The sequence below is a fragment of the Sphingobium sp. S6 genome, assembly GCF_905120495.1.
Classification (GTDB): domain Bacteria; phylum Pseudomonadota; class Alphaproteobacteria; order Sphingomonadales; family Sphingomonadaceae; genus Sphingobium; species Sphingobium agri.
This window is the reverse complement of the sequence record NZ_CAJHOG010000021.1, coordinates 1-16,943: the sequence shown is the minus strand read 5'-3', so window position 1 is coordinate 16,943 and position 16,943 is coordinate 1. Positions and strand designations below refer to the sequence as shown.

Sequence of the window (16,943 nt, the reverse complement as noted above, 5' to 3'; positions counted from 1 at the left end):
CGGACTGGTCGGTGACCTGTTCAAGGTCGTGCCGGAGTTGACTGGCAAGCTGTGAGGCTCTCCATCTCTCCGGCGTCTTTGAGCCCTCGTTTCTGACACAAGGGCTCAAAGGCAAAGCCTCAGTCGATTCAAGCGGCAGGATCAGCCGCTCTTCCGGCCTTAGCTTAGCCCCTCAAATTCCTCGACCATCGCCTGCCGGATCAGATATTTCTGCACCTTGCCCGTCACCGTAGTGGGAAAAGCATCAACGATCCGTATGAACCTCGGTATCTTATAGTGGGATATCCGGTCGGCGCAGAATGCCCTTACCTCATCTTCGATCAGGCTTCTGCCCGCGCGCAATTTTATCCATGCGCAGACCTCCTCCCCCATGCGCATGTCTGGAACGCCGACAACGGATACGTCTTCGACAGCGGGGTGTTGCCGCAGAAAATCCTCGATCTCGCGGGGGTATATATTCTCCCCACCGCGAATGATCATGTCCTTTATCCGGCCGACTATGCTGCCATAGCCCGCGTCGTCCAGGACGGCGAGATCACCGCTGTGCATCCATCCGTCCGCATCGATGGCTACCGCAGTCTGCACGGGATCATTCCAATACCCCAGCATCACGGAATAGCCCCGTGTACATAATTCGCCTGGCGTCCCGCGCGGTACGATCGCGCCGTCGGCATCGATGATCTTGCATTCGAGATGCGGTTGGACCTGACCGATGGTCGTAGTCCGCCGCCCGATGGAATCTCCAGGTACGGTTTGGAAACTAACCGGGCTGGTCTCCGTCATCCCATAGGCGATCGTGACATCATGCATGTTGAGACGATCGACAACGTCCCGCATCAAGGGTTCCGGGCAAAGCGCTCCTGCCATGCACCCCGTGCGCAAGTAGGACGTGTCGGCACCATCCGTTTCCAGCCGCGCCAGGACCGCGATGAACATCGTCGGAACGCCATATAGGGCGGTACAGCGCTCTTCCGTCACCGTGCGCAGCACTGCGGCGGGATCGAACGCGCTCGATGGATAGATCATGACCGATCCATGCGTGATGGCGGCCAGATTGCCCATGACCATTCCGAAACAATGGTAAAGCGGCACCGGTATGCAGATTCGATCGCCGGACATCAGGCCCATGGCGTTGCCCACAAAATAGCCGTTGTTGAGGATCGACCGATGGCTTAGCGTCGCGCCCTTCGGCAATCCTGTCGTGCCGCTGGTGAACTGGATGTTGACGGCGTCATCGGGCCGGATTTCCGGCTCGATCGCACGGAGCCGATCAAGGGACGGTGCCAGCGATAGCAGGTCGTCAAATCGCAACCAGCCCGGACGCGGCTCTTTAGTGATGAGGATGGCCGCCTTGAGGGTCGGCAGGCGCCCTGCCTCCAACTGCCCGGGCAAGGAGCCTGCCAGTTCTGGAGCCAGCGCCTCGATCATTTCGGTATAGGCACTGCTTTTGAACCGCTCGGCCGCGACCAGCGCCCGCAGGCTGACGTTATTTATCGTATATTCGACTTCAGACAATCGATAGGCAGGATTGATGGTGACCAGGATCAGGCCGGCGCGCGCTGCCGCGAACTGCGTCAGCGTCCATTCCGCGCAGTTGGGGGACCAGATGCCAATACGGTCGCCAGGCTGTAAGCCAAGTTCCAGGAACCCCGCCGCCAGATCGTCGGCAAGAGAGAGCAAATCCCGGTAGGTCCAGCGAATATCCTGCTCCACGGAAACCAAAGCTTCGCAGTCACCCCAGCGGTCGGCAGCGTGCGCAAGGGCCTGGCCGATCGTCAGGTCCATCAAGGGAGGATCTGTTCTGCCCTGGACGTAGCTCAGAGCACTCACTGTCCCAATCCCCTCAACATCACTGGCCTATTCCTCTCAGACGTCGCTGCATTTCGCAGCAATCGACCTGATTGTCGCGGAGGCCACCGGCTGTGCAAGTATGCTACCGTTAGGCCCGTGCCTGCAAGCCGCCTCACCTTTCCGTTGCTTTACGACGAAAGTCAGGCAATGCTCCTCAATCCGGGCAAGCATAGACACCGGGCAAATGGCGGAGAGGTAACGGTGACAATGAGCCGATCATCCATTGACGCGTCCAGCGTTCCCGCTCCTGGCGAACAGGAGATGCGGGCGCATCTCAATCACGTGTTGATGAGCCCTGTATTTGAGCGCTGCCCCCGCATGCGGCGATTTCTGCGCTATCTGTGCGAGGAAATGTTTGCCGGGCGCGGATCGCTGTTGAAAGAATATAATATCGGGCTTGCCGTCTTCGACAAACCACAAGATTTCGATCCCGCTACCAGTGCCACGGTCAGGGTCGAAGCAGGACGCCTCCGCCGCCTGTTGGCGAGCTACCAGATAAATCATGGACAGGCCGACACGATTTCGATTGTCATTCCCAAGGGAGGATATGTCCCCAGTTTCGAGCGCAAAGCCGAACAAGGAGCGGCACTTGCCGATAGGGAGGATGACTCGGTTGTAAACGCTGTGACTGCCAATGCGCTCTCACATATGGAATTCAGCAGAGTGACAGCTCTGTCCTGCTCTTTCCGGTTGAAGGGTATTTCGCAGCTAACCGCTGAATTCCTTGAAGAGTTCAGCCGCTTTCGCGCTTATTTTTCCTCAACTGTCGCGCAGTTGGGCGGAGTCGTCGAAAGCAGCGCGACGGTTCGACTGACCGTCTATTTCGGCTGGCCCGCCTCATTGGAAGACACTTCCGGGCGGGCGATGACGGCAGCAACGCAGATCATGGCGTATGCGCGGAATGAGTATGGCGACAATTGTGACATCCGCATCGGTATCGATACAGGGCAGGTTCTTTCAAGACCCTGCCTGGACCAGCCGCTGATATTAGGCGAGGTGCCGGCCATCTCCCTGCAGATGATAGGACATGCACAATCCAACACCATCGTGGTTTCCGAAGAAACTCGTCGACATGCCCGCACCATATTTGAAGCCATTCCCGCTGGAGCGATCTTAGCGGAAAACGGCCAACAGATCCCGCTTTGGTGCCTGCTGAGCCCTAGATCGACGACAAGTTTTCTAGCGAAGAAGGACGCCGCATCGGCTGACATCATCGGAAGAGGTGCTGAGTTAGACCTCTTATGCAACCGCTGGCTTCTCGCATCCACGGGCGAAGGGCAATCCGTCCTTGTCGAAGGCGAAGCGGGGATCGGCAAATCCTGCCTGTCCGAAGCGTTGATTACAGGATTGCGACCCAAGGGCTATCAGATTCGGCTGCAATGCTCGGCGCATCATAATAACAGCGCTCTCTATCCCGTTATCCAGTTTCTCCGGCAGTGGCTCGGAGGAGCGGATCCATCCAACGCCACATTGAACAGATTCCTCGACAAAGTCGGTTTGGACGAGCCTGTAAACAGAGCGGTTCTTCAAATGCTCCTCGCTCAGGCGGATTTGGAAGAAGATGCAGCTCCCGCCTTCTCATCAGCCAGCGAAAAGAAGGAGAAGATGCTTCAGCTTCTGATCGCTATCCTTTCCGCCTTATGTCAGCGAAATCCAGTTGTCCTTCTCGTCGAAGATTTGCACTGGGCAGATCCCACGACGCTCGAACTGATTGGATATGCTGCGTCGGCATGCCAGGATCTACGGCTTTATCTAATCATGACGGGCAGGTCCGGCTGCTCGGCGCTGCTTGGCCCCGGACAGGCGGCTACCGTCCTGCGTCTCAACCGATTATCGCACCAGGATTGCAGCCGGATGATCGATGGCATAGCGGGAGATGCAGCCTTGCCAGCCCTGGCTCGAGACGCGATCATCGGCAAGGCCGATGGAGTGCCGCTCTACCTGGAAGAACTAACAAAGCTGATGCTCGCAGGCGGCGATCTCTCGACGGTACCTGACGGCCTCAATGATTTGCTGGCATCTCAACTTGGCTGCATGGGCTTTGCACGCCGCGTCGCGCAGGTGGTTTCCATCATAGGCCGAGACTTTCCAGCCGAAATGTTGAAAGCTCTGTTCAGCGACGAAGAGTCTCGGGCCGCCGACGCCGTGGAGCAGCTGCTGGCCGCCGGCATCCTGACGCGTAGCCGCCCCAATGGCAAAGGTCGATACGCCTTCCGCCATGCGCTGCTGCGGGACGCGGCCTACACATCGATGATGGATGCGGATCGCAACGACCTTCATTCACGCGCTGCCGATATACTGATCGACTGTTTCCCGGAAATCGCAGCAGATCATCCCGAAGTGATCGCCGGACATATGCGCCAGGCGGGACGCCTGGAGGAAGCGGTGTCCTTCTGGCTGGACGGCGGTCGTAGAGCGGCACAAAGATATGCGCTGGCTGAAGCTGGCGCCAACTATCGCGCTGCGATCGATGCGCTGGGATTGATTGCGCCCAGCCGGAGGCGAAGCGAGCGAGAACTGGACGCCCTGTTGGAGCTAGGCACGACTATTCGGGAAGCAGAAGGCTATTACGCCCCAGGCCTGAAGGAGGTTTATGAGCGCGCGCGTATGCTGGCGGAGGAAGTGGGACAGCCTGAAGCGCTGGCGGCGAGCCTGCATGGCATCTGGACCGTCGCGGCTGGCCAGGGGAAATGGAGGCATGCCGACCTGTTGGCGCTTGAATTCAACCAGTTCATTCATTCACTGGAACCTAATGCCCGCCTTGAGGCCGAAGGGGGCCGCTTGCTGGGTGCCGGCGCAGCTTTCCGAGGAGACTTCGCCGAAGCCAGAACGCACTTCGAGCGCGTGATCGCGATCTATGATCCCGCGCGGCATGGCCGCAGCTTCGGCTATGATCCCGGCGTGGCGTCCGCTGCCTATCTTTCCTGGGTACATTGGCACAGCGGTAATTCCGAGCAGGGCAGACGGGAGGCCGAACATGCATTGGCCATGGCAGAAGCCCTTGGCCATCCACCGACCTTGTCGCTGGTGCTTGTGTGGCTGCTCTTCCACGCGGTCTGCGAAAGGGACTATGGCCGTATCAAAAGCTATAATGACCGGCTTCAGGAGCTTTGCTCGCAGCAGCTCTGCCGCTTCTGGCAACCTTTCGGCCGGGCATGTCTGTCCTGGGCATCCTTTCATTTGACGCGCGACCCAGCTCACCTGGATGAATTGCTGGCCCATACCAGGGCCTTTTCCGAACGCTATCTTACCTCCTGCCTGCACTTGCTCGCAGCGGATATTTGCGATGAAATGGGCTATTATGAAAAAGGGCTGCACCATACAGGCTTGGCCGCGACGTTCATGGCGGAACATGACGAGCGTATATGGGAAGCGGAATATTGGCGCTTGACCGGACAGCTGCACGCACGTTGGGGGCAGAACATAAGCAAGGCCCAGCATTGCCTGGAACAGGCGCTCGCCATAGCGCGCGAGCAAAAGGCGGTAATGCTTGAACAGCGCGCGTTCGCCGACCTGCGCGCTCTGCCGAACTCGGACATCAGCCTCGTTGCATGACCTGCCTACAGCCTGCCAGGACGAGGTGAGGTCGGATGTTTGTGAAGCGCCGTTCAGCCGCGGACTGATCCTTGATCAGCCATAAGGCAGCTGAGACAACGACATCTCTATCGGCGGCAACTCCTCGACGGGGATGGGCCGGGTGTAAAATCGTCCACTGGCGCCCGAAGGAAAAGGCGTATCAATCCATTGCCTTGGCCGGTGGGCTGGCACGATGGGCAACTCGATCGCCGATGGCCGTGCCGCATTGTGATGGATCGTCTGGTGCGCTACCCGATAATCTTTGGGCGTAGCAGTGGAAAGGTCGATGAAGTCCTGCGGATTGACCTCGCCGTTGGGATAATCGCTGCTCGAAACAACGATGCCGACACGGTGCTCCTTCTTGAACAGGTTGCTGGTCGGCGCGAGTTCGATCTCATAGCGCTCGATCGCATCGGGCGTCAGCGCTTCTGGGGCTGTGCGAGAATTCCGATAGCGCGCCCGCACCATGCCGCTAGCCAGATTGTAGGAACGACCGTCCGGGAACACGTCGATCAGTTTCACGATCCAATCACAATCCGTTGCGGATGATTGTGCGTGCAGCGTGACCCGCACCACACCTGTCACTTCCATATCCTCTTCCAGCGGAGCCGTCGTGTAGACGAGCATGTCCGGCCGATGGTCATTAGGCCGTTGGTCCGCAGGCCCGCCATGCAACGAATGTCCTCCTAGCGAAGGGATGGGATTGCGAGGGTCGCTCACATAATTGTCGGCGGGTTCGTCCGTGTCCGGGGCAGCCAGGGACAGCATCCCATCCCCGGCGGCACCGTTTGCGTGACCCTCGCTATGCAAGTAGAATAACGTCGGCTCGACATCAGGGAGAGGCCAATCCTGCTCGGCCCGCCAACGATTTTCACCCATCACATAGAGAATGACCCGATGGTCCTCCTCTTCCCCCGGCACCCCAAGGAGATGGCGATCCATCCACGCCGCCATCATAGCGACGTCGTCGACAAGGGAATTAGGAAAATGACATAACATACCATCAGCAACATGGCCCCACGGCCCGATGATTAGCCGCTGCCCCTGACGCGCTGCCTCCGTAGCGCCATGTCGAGATATATTTAGGAATGCCTCCAGCGAGTTGCGATTGAACAGGTCGTACCAACCGGTGAAATGCAGGACGGGCGTCTTCACCCGATTATATCGTGATGCCGCCTCATTATCGGCGAAGTAATCTGGATTATCCCTATTATCGAGCCAGGCGTTCCAGAATGGAAGGTGCCGGTTGATGGGCATATCCCTCAAGGCATGTCCCCGCGCGATCTCGAACGCAAGGTTGGCAGACGACATCAACATCTGCGGCGCAGCAACACCCATGGGCAGGCCCGCCACTTGGGCATCCGCACTAATCGCCGCTACCACATCCTCTCCTAACCGCGGCGCGGCGGTGAACGCCATTCCCATGGTCCAGCACAGAGCCGTGCCGTCCATGCTACCGCCCTTGTAGACCCATCCATTGTTGAACTGACTGACTGCGGGAACCTGAACGAAGGCAGCATCCACCTCATTGCCATCGGTCTGGAGGTGCAGCAACTGCGTCCCGCCCATGTAGGATTGGCCGGTGGTGCCCACCCTTCCATTGCACCAGCCCTGCTGCTTGATCCAGCCGACGGTGTCGATGCCGTCCTGCCGTTCTCCCCATCCCTCGTTCATCATCGGGTCAAACACCCCGCCCGATCCGTTCGTGCCGCGCACATCCTGCACCACGACCGCATATCCCCGCCGCGTCAGATAGGCGGGCGTGCCGAACGAACCCTGCACGAACAGCTTATTGTAAGGGGTGCGAACAATGATCACCGGATAGCGGGCATCCGGCTTCACTTGCCCCGCCTCTATCGGCAGGTAAAGGTCTGCTGCCAGATCGACGCCGTCGCGCATGGGCACTTTCAGGTCCCGAAAAACGGCTGTTTGCGCGGTCGTCAGATCCGATTGCACAATGTCACTCCATTATCTGAAGGGCGCAGCTGTGTCCCAACAGATCGGCCCGAATAGTCTCGATATAGCCGTGCCGGACGCAATTAAAACATGCAAGTTCGCTTTCTAACGGTATGCTACCTATCATTAATTGGGGCTTTGGGAGAGCCTTACAGAAAGGCCCGGAAAACGAGGGCAAGATATACCTAAAGACGCATTGGAGGGGAGTTTGAACATGTCTATCGGAAAGTGGTCGCTGTTGGCTACCGCGTCGCTGTTAACGACCGTCGCCCACGCCCAAGCCCCGCAACCGGGAAGCCAAGCTTCCAATTCCGGTACGCTGGAAGATATCATCGTCACCGCCCAAAAGCGCGCCGAACCTCTCCAGTCCGTCCCTGTCGCCGTCTCCGCCTTTAACAGCGAAACGCTGGAACATGCCCGTCTGGACAACCTGACCGGCCTTCGTGGACTTGTGCCTGGGTTCACCATCAACCGTTCCGGCGCATCAGTCGATGTTCCCCAGCTCAGCTTGCGCGGCATGTCCATCCAGGACGTACTGCCTAGCCTTGAATCCAGCATCGGGTTCACGGTGGACGGCATACCGATCGCATTCCAACGCGGGTCGCTCATGGACGCCTATGATATCCAACGTATCGAAGTGCTTCGCGGCCCCCAGGGTGTTCTGAATGGTAAGAACACAACGGGCGGCACAATCAATGTCATCCGTTCGCGGCCCGATCCCTCGGCTGATACCACCGGCAAGGTCCGCTTCACCATCGGCAGCTTCGGCGAAAATGACTATGAAGGTGTCATCATGGCGCCGATCGTCAAAGACATATTGGCGGTCAAGGGGGCCATCACGGTCCGAAAGAATAACGGCCAGTTCAAGAACATCGTGACTGGCGGACGCAACGGAGATCGGGACGCCCGCACGTTCGGATTGGCTTTCGTCGCTACGCCGAATGACAAGCTAAACATGTATCTCGCCCTGGACCGGGTTGAAAATGACAGCGATTTGCCGCCCTATTCCCAATTGCTGACACCAAATTTGATCACCTACAAGGTGCCGGGCTATTTTGGCGGCGCCAACGCGCCTTGCCTCAATCAATATACATCCTCAATCTGCACGCCACTGACCAAGGATCGGAATGTCGTGGAATCGCGGCCATTTCCGGGCTCGTTGCGGCTGAATGCTCTGACCGGCGAAATTTCCTATCAAGCAACGGATGATGTGCGGCTGGTCAGCCTTACCGGTCTTCGCGAATTCAAGGAATTTACGCTCGGGGATTATGACTCCACGCGCTTTGCTCTGGCGCGCAACAAGAGCAAGTTGAAGGCGCACCAATTTTCGGAGGAACTGCGATTCGAAACATCGTTCGATGGCCCCTTCAATCTCGTTGGCGGCTTCTTTTACATGAACTATGAATATACGCAGGATACCAACCTGTCGGTGGATCTCGCCGCCCTGCCCCCGATTGCCACCGGATTGCCTGACTGGCTGCCGCCCGGCTTTGCCTATCTCAATTCAGTCGACGCCTATGTCACCAATCAACATAATCGATCGACGGCGCTTTTCTTCCAGGCGGATTACGATCTGACCGGCCAACTGCGCTTGACTGTGGGAGGACGCCAGACCTGGGATCGCAAGAAGACCCACTATATCCTTTATTCGGCCGTACCGGGAACGGTGCGGGACATGGACGTTCTGGGACCGCTGGTAGGCGATGTATCCGCTGCTGTAAGCTTCCAGAAGTTCACGCCCAAGGTCAACGTCCAGTATAAGTTCAATCCCGATATATTGGTTTATGCGACGTACAGCCGTGGCTACAATACCGGAGGTTTCAGCGGCCGCACTGGCAATATCATCACCGCCGTCCAGCCCTATGACCCTGAAGTGATGGATGCATTTGAATTCGGGTTCAAAAGCGAACTTCTGGATCATCACATTCGCTTCAATGTCGCCGCGTTCCACAATATCCTCGACAACAAGCAAGAGAATGTCCTGCAGGTTGTCGGATCCCGCCTGTTGTCCAGCACGTTGAACGTCGCCAAGGCAGAATATACGGGCGTCGAAGCGGAACTGACCCTCGTCCCCACCCGCAACTGGACGATCCTGGCGACGGGTGGTTATCTGCACGCCAAATATTCGGAGTTCACCGGCAATCTGGGCCAGGGAGAGGCCGACCTGTCGGTACTGCGTCTGCGCCGCACGCCCAAATGGACGGCCGGTCTCGTTTCGGACTATAGCATCGATACAGGAAGCGGAAAATTGGGCCTGAATGCTGCTCTATATTACACGTCGCGCTACGAAACCGACGCGCTGAATGACCCGCGGGGATCAATTCCCCCAGTTGCCCGGGTGGATGCGGCTATTCGCTATGAACTTCCGGTTGGCGATTCCACCAAGTTGGAAATTTCCGGCTTCTTGAAGAACATCACGAACAACACGACTTACGATGGCATCACGTCTGGCGAGAGTCCCGGCTCATTGGTGGAATTTGCGAACCCGATCACCGGCCGGACATGGGGCGCTTCTCTGTCCGCGCGGTTCTGAGACGGCGCGGTCTTGAGGCTCATGCGCCTTGCCCCGGGTGGAGGGAGGTCAGCCCATCTCGTGAGCGACGCCATCTGGCATAGCGTCGCTCAGCCAACCCGTGCGTCATTGGTGGTAGCAGACATGTTGGCATCATCGACCAGCGCGAGTTTGACAGCAGCACCTGCATTATCGAGGGACTTCAGCACATTGCGCATGCCTTTCACCGGTTCACCGTATGATGCGGCACCACGTCGGAGCTGCTGCCGCCCGACCCCATTGGCTCGCTGGGAGGTGATCCGCCAGCCGCGGCCTGCTGCGCATAGAGCTGCGATGCCTTGAGCGCTTAATCATTGGCGAGATCACGAAACTTCGAATTCTCCGGCAAGACTCTCAGCTTCGGCGGAAGGCGCGACCCATAGCTTGAACTTGCCGATTTCGACAACAGGCTTCAGATCCACACCAAGGAAGGCGAGATCAGCCGCAGCCAGGTCAAATGTGACCTGCTGCGAGCGGTTCGGCGGCAGATCGACGTGCTTATATGCCTTCAACTCCCGGATAGGCTGGGTTACACTTGCAACGACGTCCTGGACGTATAGCTGCACCAATTCCCGGGCAGCGTATTTCCCGTCATTCTTGACCGTCACGGTCACGCGCAAGCTGCCGTCCTTCGGGATCTGCTTGGAGGACATGGCAAGATCGGCATAGCTGATTTCCCCGTAGGTCAGGCCATGTCCGAAAGGGAAACGAGCGTCATATCTAGATGTGATATATCGCGCGTTGGCCGGACGCCCGGGCCGGCGATGCGCGTAATAATAAGGCACCTGGCCTGCTGAAATCGGGAAGCTGACCGGAAGGCGCCCCGACGGACCTGTGGCGCCGAACAGGATATCGGCCACGGCATTGCCCATTTCCGAACCCAGGAACCAGGTGACGAGGATCGCCGGTGCATTAAGGATCGCGCCTTCCAGCGCGAGTGCGCGGCCGTTTCGCAAGGCGACGATCATCGGCTTTCCGACAGCGGCTACCGCCTCTGCCAGGGCCTGCTGCGGGGCAGGAACCACGATCAAGTCGCGCGAGGCCGCCTCGCCCGACATCGCTTCGCGTTCGCCCACGGCAAGGATAACGATATCCGCTGATCGCGCGGCTGCCACGGCCGCATCGATGCCGCCCTCGATCGGCGCTGTAATCTCGCTACCTTTCACCACGCTGATCAGCGAAGCGTCACTGACCGCCGCTCGCACGGCACTGGCAAGATCGACCGCTTCCTTATTGTCAGCAAAGAGCGTCCAAGGCCCGTGCAGATTGCTGGGTCCCTCCGCAAAGGGGCCGATGATGGCGATCCGCTTGCCCTCGCGCGGCAAAGGCAAAAGGTTGCCGTCATTCTTCAGCATGACGATAGAACGTTGGGCCGCCTCGCGTGCGAGCGAGAGCGCCGGCTTGGTGCGCATGCGCGCTTTTTGCCGCTTCAGGTCCATGCGGCGGAAAGGATCCTCAAACAGACCGAGCCTTTCCTTGAGCGCGAGGACGCGGCCGACCGCCTCATCCACCCGCTCCATCGGCACTTCGCCAGCCTGCACCAACGAAGGCAGATGATCGCGGTAGATGCCGCTGGCCATGCTCATGTCGAGCCCTGCCATGATGGCGATCCGCGCGGCGTCCCTTGCGTCGGCTGCAAGGCCCCGCGCGGCGATTTCAACATCGCCATTATAGTCGCCGACGACCAGCCCATCGAAGCCCATCTCACCGCGCAATATGTCGGTCAGGAACTCACGGCCGCCATGGATTGGACGGCCAGCGATATCCTCGAACGCGGCCATGACCGTGGCGCAGCCTGCATCCACGGCGGCCTGGAACGGTGGCAGATAGACTTCGCGCAGCGTGCGTTCCGAAATGTCCGCCGTGTTATAGTCCAGCCCGCTTTCCGCAGCCCCATAAGCCACAAAATGCTTCATGCAGGCGGCAACCGAAGCGTCGTCGGCAAGAGAGCGGCCCTGGAATCCGCGGGTCCGTGCACGAGCCATGTCGCTCGACAGCAGCACATCCTCGCCCGCCCCTTCGACCGTACGGCCCCAACGTGCGTCCCGTCCTATGTCCACCATCGGCGCAAAGACCCAGTCGAAACCGGTTGCCGCCATTTCTTCGGCAGCCGCACGGGCCGTGCGCTCGGCGAGGTCAGGGTCAAAGCTTGCCGCTTCCCCGAGCGGCACCGGGAAAACCGTGCGGTACCCGTGGATCACATCGCCCGCGAAGATCATGGGAATGCCAAGACGGCCCTTCATCGCTGCCGTCTGAAGCTTGCGATGCGCCTCGACCCCGAAACCGTTGAACACGCCACCGAGTCGCCCGGCCTGGGCATCGCCCGTCAAATTCTCGATGTTGCGCAGGGCCGCTTCCGGATTGATCTTGGCTGCTGCTGCTGATGTCCAAGGCGTGGGCATAAGCGTCAGCTGCCCCGCCTTTTCTTCGATTGTCATCTGAGCGATCAGCGACTTGACCCGGCTGGAAAGCGGACGGCGAACAGCGGCCATCGCCGCCGGGATACCCGAGGCCTGCCATGCGAAAAGGCAGGCGGAACTGATCAGGAGAGACCTGCGGGTCACATCGGCCTCATGCAACATTGTCCGGCAACTCCAGTAAAACGACACCAGATCTATGGACCGCGATAAGGCAACGATCTTCAGATACTGGCAAGGCATAGCTCATTATCAGGAACGAAGTAAACAGTGTCGTTGCATTAATTTGACCCTCTAGAGAGTTCACTGGTCAGGCTGACCGAATTCGGGCTGGATAAGGTGGGTCACAGGCGTGATAGCCTTCAAGCAATGAAGCGTACGCTTCAGATACCACTGCTCGCCGTGAAGGTATCTCATTTGATAACTGCTCCGGCGACACGTCCGGGAGCTGGTGTGCCGTCAGCCGACGCAATCTCGAAATGTTCTCACCGTATTTCTTGATCCCACGGCACCGAACGCAGTTCGCTTGATTGTCACGACCGCCTTGGTACGTATCAGGCTGGTGCATCGACAAGTTCGCCACCATCAATGGCATTCAACACAGAACCGTATCATGAACCCGCCTAAAAGCAGTTAAGCGGCTAGTTCGATCAACGCCACCCCTTCCGGCGGCAGGTCGAGCGTCAGCACACTCTGCCCATCTAGACGCCTGAGTTCGGGAGACGCGAGTTCCGCCGCCTGCCGAATTTGCTCGATCTCGTCCTTCTTGGGATATTGCGGAGAACCCAGTTCGCGCCATTTGGGGAGAGGCGAGCCCCGTTCCTGATCGACATAGCTCACGCGCACACTCTTTCCCGGAGGTGCGCCCTTCAGCTTCACCGCGATTTTCTTGCGCTCTCCCTTGACGATCCGCTCGTTGCTCATGCCCGGAATGCCCGAGGGTTGCTTCACCTCCGCCAGGTTCCATACCAGAGCAGCCGCGCCGTTCTTCGTCCTGCTGGCAAGAGCCGGGCCAGTCGCTGCCAACCTGCGCTGACCCAGCCGGTGCAGCAGCTTATAGGTGTTGAACGCGGGGCGTGCGATGCCACGCTGGGCCAACATGCCCCAGCCGCCGTCCCCTTCCTTCAAGATGAAGTTGGGGAAGTTGATTTCCTCGAACACATTGCTGATGCACCATTGCGACATGGCGTGGCAGTAGGGCAGGCAATTGCTGATGATGTGGGCGATCATCGCCGGACTATCTGATGACCATTCGGATAGCCACAGTTCGGCGCCCTTGTAACGCGTTGCGTCGATCTGGCTCCGAACCTTGGCCATGGCTGCGGGAATCACATCCTTGTGAGGATATTTATTGGCCTCACCGAACAATTCCTTCTGGTCGTCACCTGCATAGATATGTGTCGATACGAAATCGACGGGTAGATTTTCCTGCGCGCAGAAACCCAGAAACTCCGGCATCCACTGCGCCGCCGCCGTGGAGGGGCCACCCACGCGCAGCTTGGGGTCTACCGCCTTGATCGCGCGGGCCGCAGCCTTGTACATGGCGAAATAGTCGGCTTGCGTGCCGCTGAAGAACCAGTTGAGGTTGGGCTCGTTCCAAACCTCGAAATACCATTGGCGCACTTCGGCGGGGCCGTATCGGTCCAGTAGGTGCCGTGTGAAAACGCCGATAAAGTCGCCCCAGGCATCAGGAGATGCGGGCGGCGTGATATTGGCGTTGTAGGTGAAGTTGAGCTTCGTGTTCCCGCTGGCCAGCTTCCTGGGCATGAAGCTCAATTCCACGAAGGGCTGCACGCCGCGCGCCAACACGCCGTCATAGACGTCATCGACATTCTGGAAATTGGGGTCCTTACCGTTCATGCCGCCGGGCCAGACGCCCAGGTCATCATTGAAGATGCCATGAAAACGCACGCGCTCCAGCCCCGTTTCCGCACGGAACCGCTCCAGATCGTGCCGCCAGCTCTCACGCATCGTGGCGGACGCCCGATCCGATCCCGCGCATCGGGACCAGATATGATCGAGCGCACCGGCGTCGCTGCGCAGATCGATCTCCACATGTTCAGCGGCGGTCTGGCCAAACGCAGGCCTGCCGAAAGCAGAGGCCGCCAAAACTGTCGCACCAGCGCCTATGATTTCGCGACGGTTCCACATGATCGCATTCCCTAAAGACCGGTCAAGCGACCGTGAGTTGTACCGACTTCAGATCGGCCGAGTTCCGTCCGGCATGGATCGTGTAGGCCCGGCTCGACGACATAATCCATATCTATGTTCCATAAAGCGAGATTTTCTTGATCAAGACTGACGTTCACCGTGCGTTTCTAACCCGGCTTCAACGTCACCCGCTCAAAACCGCACAGCTTCAGAACCGGGCGTGGAACCGAGCTGACTTCATCGCGAACATAGAGCTGGACTACCTCGTCGCCAGTCCTGAGCCAGCTATTGGTGGACATCGACTTCCACGATCGCGGTTTCACCCCCGGCCATGTTGACTTGACCATGCGCGCGCGGATACCTCGAATGTGGTGTAGCTGAGCCTGTGTCCGAAGGGTAATAGCGGCGTCGACTTTCCCTCTACATAGCGTTTGCCGATCTTTGCCGAAGATACTGGTTGTAGAACATCGGCAGGTCACCTCGCGTCCGGTGATCGATAGAGCCCCAAACCGTGGAACATGGCAGGGCATCCATCTGTTCGAGCATCGACGAGCGGCTCACGCGTGGCGGCTTATGCTGCACCTCATGGGTGAGTGAGTAGCGGGCGAAAACCGGAGACAAGTTTATGGCCATATGAGCGATGTTCGAAACAATACGGCGGAAGGCCGTTATGAGCTTGCCATTGACGGACAACTCGCGATCACAGTGTATGAACGGCGCGATGGCGCTTTGGTCTTTACCCATACTGAAGTGCCCCAGACGCTCGAAGGGCGGCGTGTGGGCAGTCGTCTCGTCAAAGCTGCACTTGCCGACGCGCGCGAGCAGGGCATGAAAGTCGTCCCCATCTGTCAGTTTGTAGCCAGCTACATTGAACGTCAATCAGTACATATGCTAGCCGCTATTGATCGAAAGGGTGCTCCCAGTGATGGGTGCGGCTTCTGACGCTATTGCGCGCGTTCGCGCAGCATCAGCAAAGGCAGCCGTCCGAAGCCCAGCTGTCGGCCGCCTCAGATCACACTGGCGTAAAGGGTCCGGCAGAGCCTCCGCCATCGACCGGGATGAGAGCCCCATTGATGTATCCGCCAGACACTGAGGATACAAAATCGACCAGATTGGCCACGTCATTCACCTTAGCGAAACGGCCCAACGGCACCGCCTTTGCCGCTTCATCGAACGCCCAACCCTGTTCCGCCAACAATTGATCGAGCATGGGCGTTTCAACATAGCCCGGACAAATGGCATTACAGCGAACGCCTTTGGCGCCATGATCCAGCGCCATGCTCTTTATGAGTCCCGAAACGGCGTGTTTCGACGCGCAATACGCGGCGTAACCCTGAAAGCCATTCAGGCCCGCGTCCGACGCGATGGCGGTGAAAGTTCCACCCCCATTCTCCAGGAATGGGATGATCGCTTTCGCGAACAGGAACACGCCTGTAAGATTTACATCGATCATCTTCCGGAAAAGCTCGGCTGTAGTATCTACTACCGTGCCCGTCGCAGCGATGCCCGCACAGGCCACTGCGGTCGAAGGCCGTCCGAAGTCCTTCGCGACGCTTTGTATGAAATTGGCAAGTTGATTTTCGTCGGTCACATCAACAGTTGCGGCTATGCCCTTTCCTCCGGTGCGTTCGATCTGCTCAAGCGTCTTCTTGACACCATCGTCATTTCGGTCGGCCAAGGCGATGAAGCCCCCGCGTGCGGCGAGCTTCCTGGCCACGCCAGCGCCAATGCCGGAGCCGGCACCGGTAACTACTGAAATTTCCATTGAGAACCCTTCCTTTTCTCAGTTCGAGATCGAGGAATCTCGCGCTCCACGTCGCTGATCGTGCGGGCGCACCATGCTCCGCGCCGTGACTGGAGCTGACGACATCGCGCCCGAACAGAACGGCGATAAAATTGAACATCAGGAGAGATCCGCCGGCCGATACAAAGCCGAGCGTGTAGAGCCCCGTGCTATCGCGAACATATCCCAGGACGAGCGGATAGATAACACCCCCGCATATCAGTCCGGTGCCCATGATACAGCCCGTTGCCATTCCGGCCAGTTCGAGCCCAACGGCATCAGTCGCAAGGCAATAAGCGAGCGGCAAGCCGCCATAAGCGAACAATCCGCCCAGCGGTAACGTCATCGCCAGCACATCATATCGATGCTGGGCAACCGCCATAGCGGCGCCCATGAAGGAGAGCACCATCCCTATACCGGAAATCAGCATAAGCGGTTTCCGATGGCCCAGACGATCCGACAGCAGACCAAAGGTAACGGCCGACACGACGCCGGCAAATGGATAAAGCGCACCGGCGAACCCGGCGGTGGCTTCGGACCAATGACCTTCCTCGATCAGAAGCGTGGGCACCCAATAGATGGCGACTGAATATGTGCCCCATACTTGTAGGCGATTGCAAAGATACTGGCCTCTGCTCGCAAACAGCGCGGATTTCTG

General features: G+C 58.6%; 10 protein-coding genes. 3 read left to right on the top strand and 7 right to left on the bottom strand.

Translation table 11 applies throughout. From position 1 onward, the window contains the following. Positions 1-159: 159 nt before the first annotated feature. Complete coding sequence (locus tag SPHS8_RS19510) at positions 160-1,785, bottom strand: AMP-binding protein (RefSeq protein WP_201516813.1); 1,626 nt, start codon at positions 1,783-1,785, stop codon at positions 160-162. Positions 1,786-2,169: 384 nt separating this feature from the next. Between SPHS8_RS19510 and SPHS8_RS19505 the strand changes: the two genes are divergently transcribed. Then, a complete protein-coding gene (locus tag SPHS8_RS19505) occupies positions 2,170-5,406 on the top strand; it encodes an ATP-binding protein (RefSeq protein WP_201516812.1) in 3,237 nt (1,078 codons plus the stop codon). A 75-nt stretch (positions 5,407-5,481) separates the two neighbouring features. Here SPHS8_RS19505 and SPHS8_RS19500 read toward each other — a convergent pair whose 3' ends face one another. Continuing rightward, on the bottom strand, positions 5,482-7,383 hold the full coding sequence (locus tag SPHS8_RS19500) for a CocE/NonD family hydrolase (protein WP_201516811.1): 1,902 nt from the start codon (positions 7,381-7,383) through the stop codon (positions 5,482-5,484). A 214-nt stretch (positions 7,384-7,597) separates the two neighbouring features. Between SPHS8_RS19500 and SPHS8_RS19495 the strand changes: the two genes are divergently transcribed. Further along, a complete protein-coding gene (locus SPHS8_RS19495) occupies positions 7,598-9,916 on the top strand; it encodes a TonB-dependent receptor (RefSeq protein ID WP_201516810.1) in 2,319 nt (772 codons plus the stop codon). A gap of 341 nt (positions 9,917-10,257) precedes the next feature. Here the strand turns inward: SPHS8_RS19495 and SPHS8_RS19490 are convergent, their stop codons facing one another. From SPHS8_RS19490 to SPHS8_RS19480, 3 genes are all read right to left on the bottom strand, one after another. Beyond that, on the bottom strand, positions 10,258-12,516 hold the full coding sequence (locus SPHS8_RS19490) for a glycoside hydrolase family 3 N-terminal domain-containing protein (protein ID WP_201516809.1): 2,259 nt from the start codon (positions 12,514-12,516) through the stop codon (positions 10,258-10,260). A gap of 468 nt (positions 12,517-12,984) precedes the next feature. Then, on the bottom strand, positions 12,985-14,502 hold the full coding sequence (locus SPHS8_RS19485) for a GH39 family glycosyl hydrolase (protein WP_201516808.1): 1,518 nt from the start codon (positions 14,500-14,502) through the stop codon (positions 12,985-12,987). 167 nt (positions 14,503-14,669) lie between these two features. After that, positions 14,670-14,801 (bottom strand): fibronectin type III-like domain-contianing protein, encoded by a 132-nt coding sequence (locus SPHS8_RS19480; RefSeq protein ID WP_201516807.1) that lies wholly within the window; start codon positions 14,799-14,801, stop codon positions 14,670-14,672. A gap of 334 nt (positions 14,802-15,135) precedes the next feature. On the opposite strand from SPHS8_RS19480, the gene SPHS8_RS19475 reads away from it, so the two are divergent. Then, positions 15,136-15,444 carry a GNAT family N-acetyltransferase gene (locus SPHS8_RS19475; protein WP_201516806.1) on the top strand — a complete coding sequence of 103 codons (309 nt, stop codon included), beginning with the start codon at positions 15,136-15,138 and terminating at the stop codon, positions 15,442-15,444. A 70-nt stretch (positions 15,445-15,514) separates the two neighbouring features. Here the strand turns inward: SPHS8_RS19475 and SPHS8_RS19470 are convergent, their stop codons facing one another. Both SPHS8_RS19470 and SPHS8_RS19465 read right to left on the bottom strand, forming a co-directional pair. Then, the gene (locus SPHS8_RS19470; RefSeq protein WP_236575277.1) at positions 15,515-16,267 is read right to left on the bottom strand and encodes an SDR family NAD(P)-dependent oxidoreductase; all 753 of its coding nucleotides are present in this window, start codon (positions 16,265-16,267) and stop codon (positions 15,515-15,517) included. Further along, a partial coding sequence (locus SPHS8_RS19465; RefSeq protein WP_201516804.1) for an MFS transporter occupies positions 16,164-16,943 on the bottom strand: 780 nt, incomplete at its 5' end. The genes SPHS8_RS19470 and SPHS8_RS19465, both read right to left, overlap by 104 nt.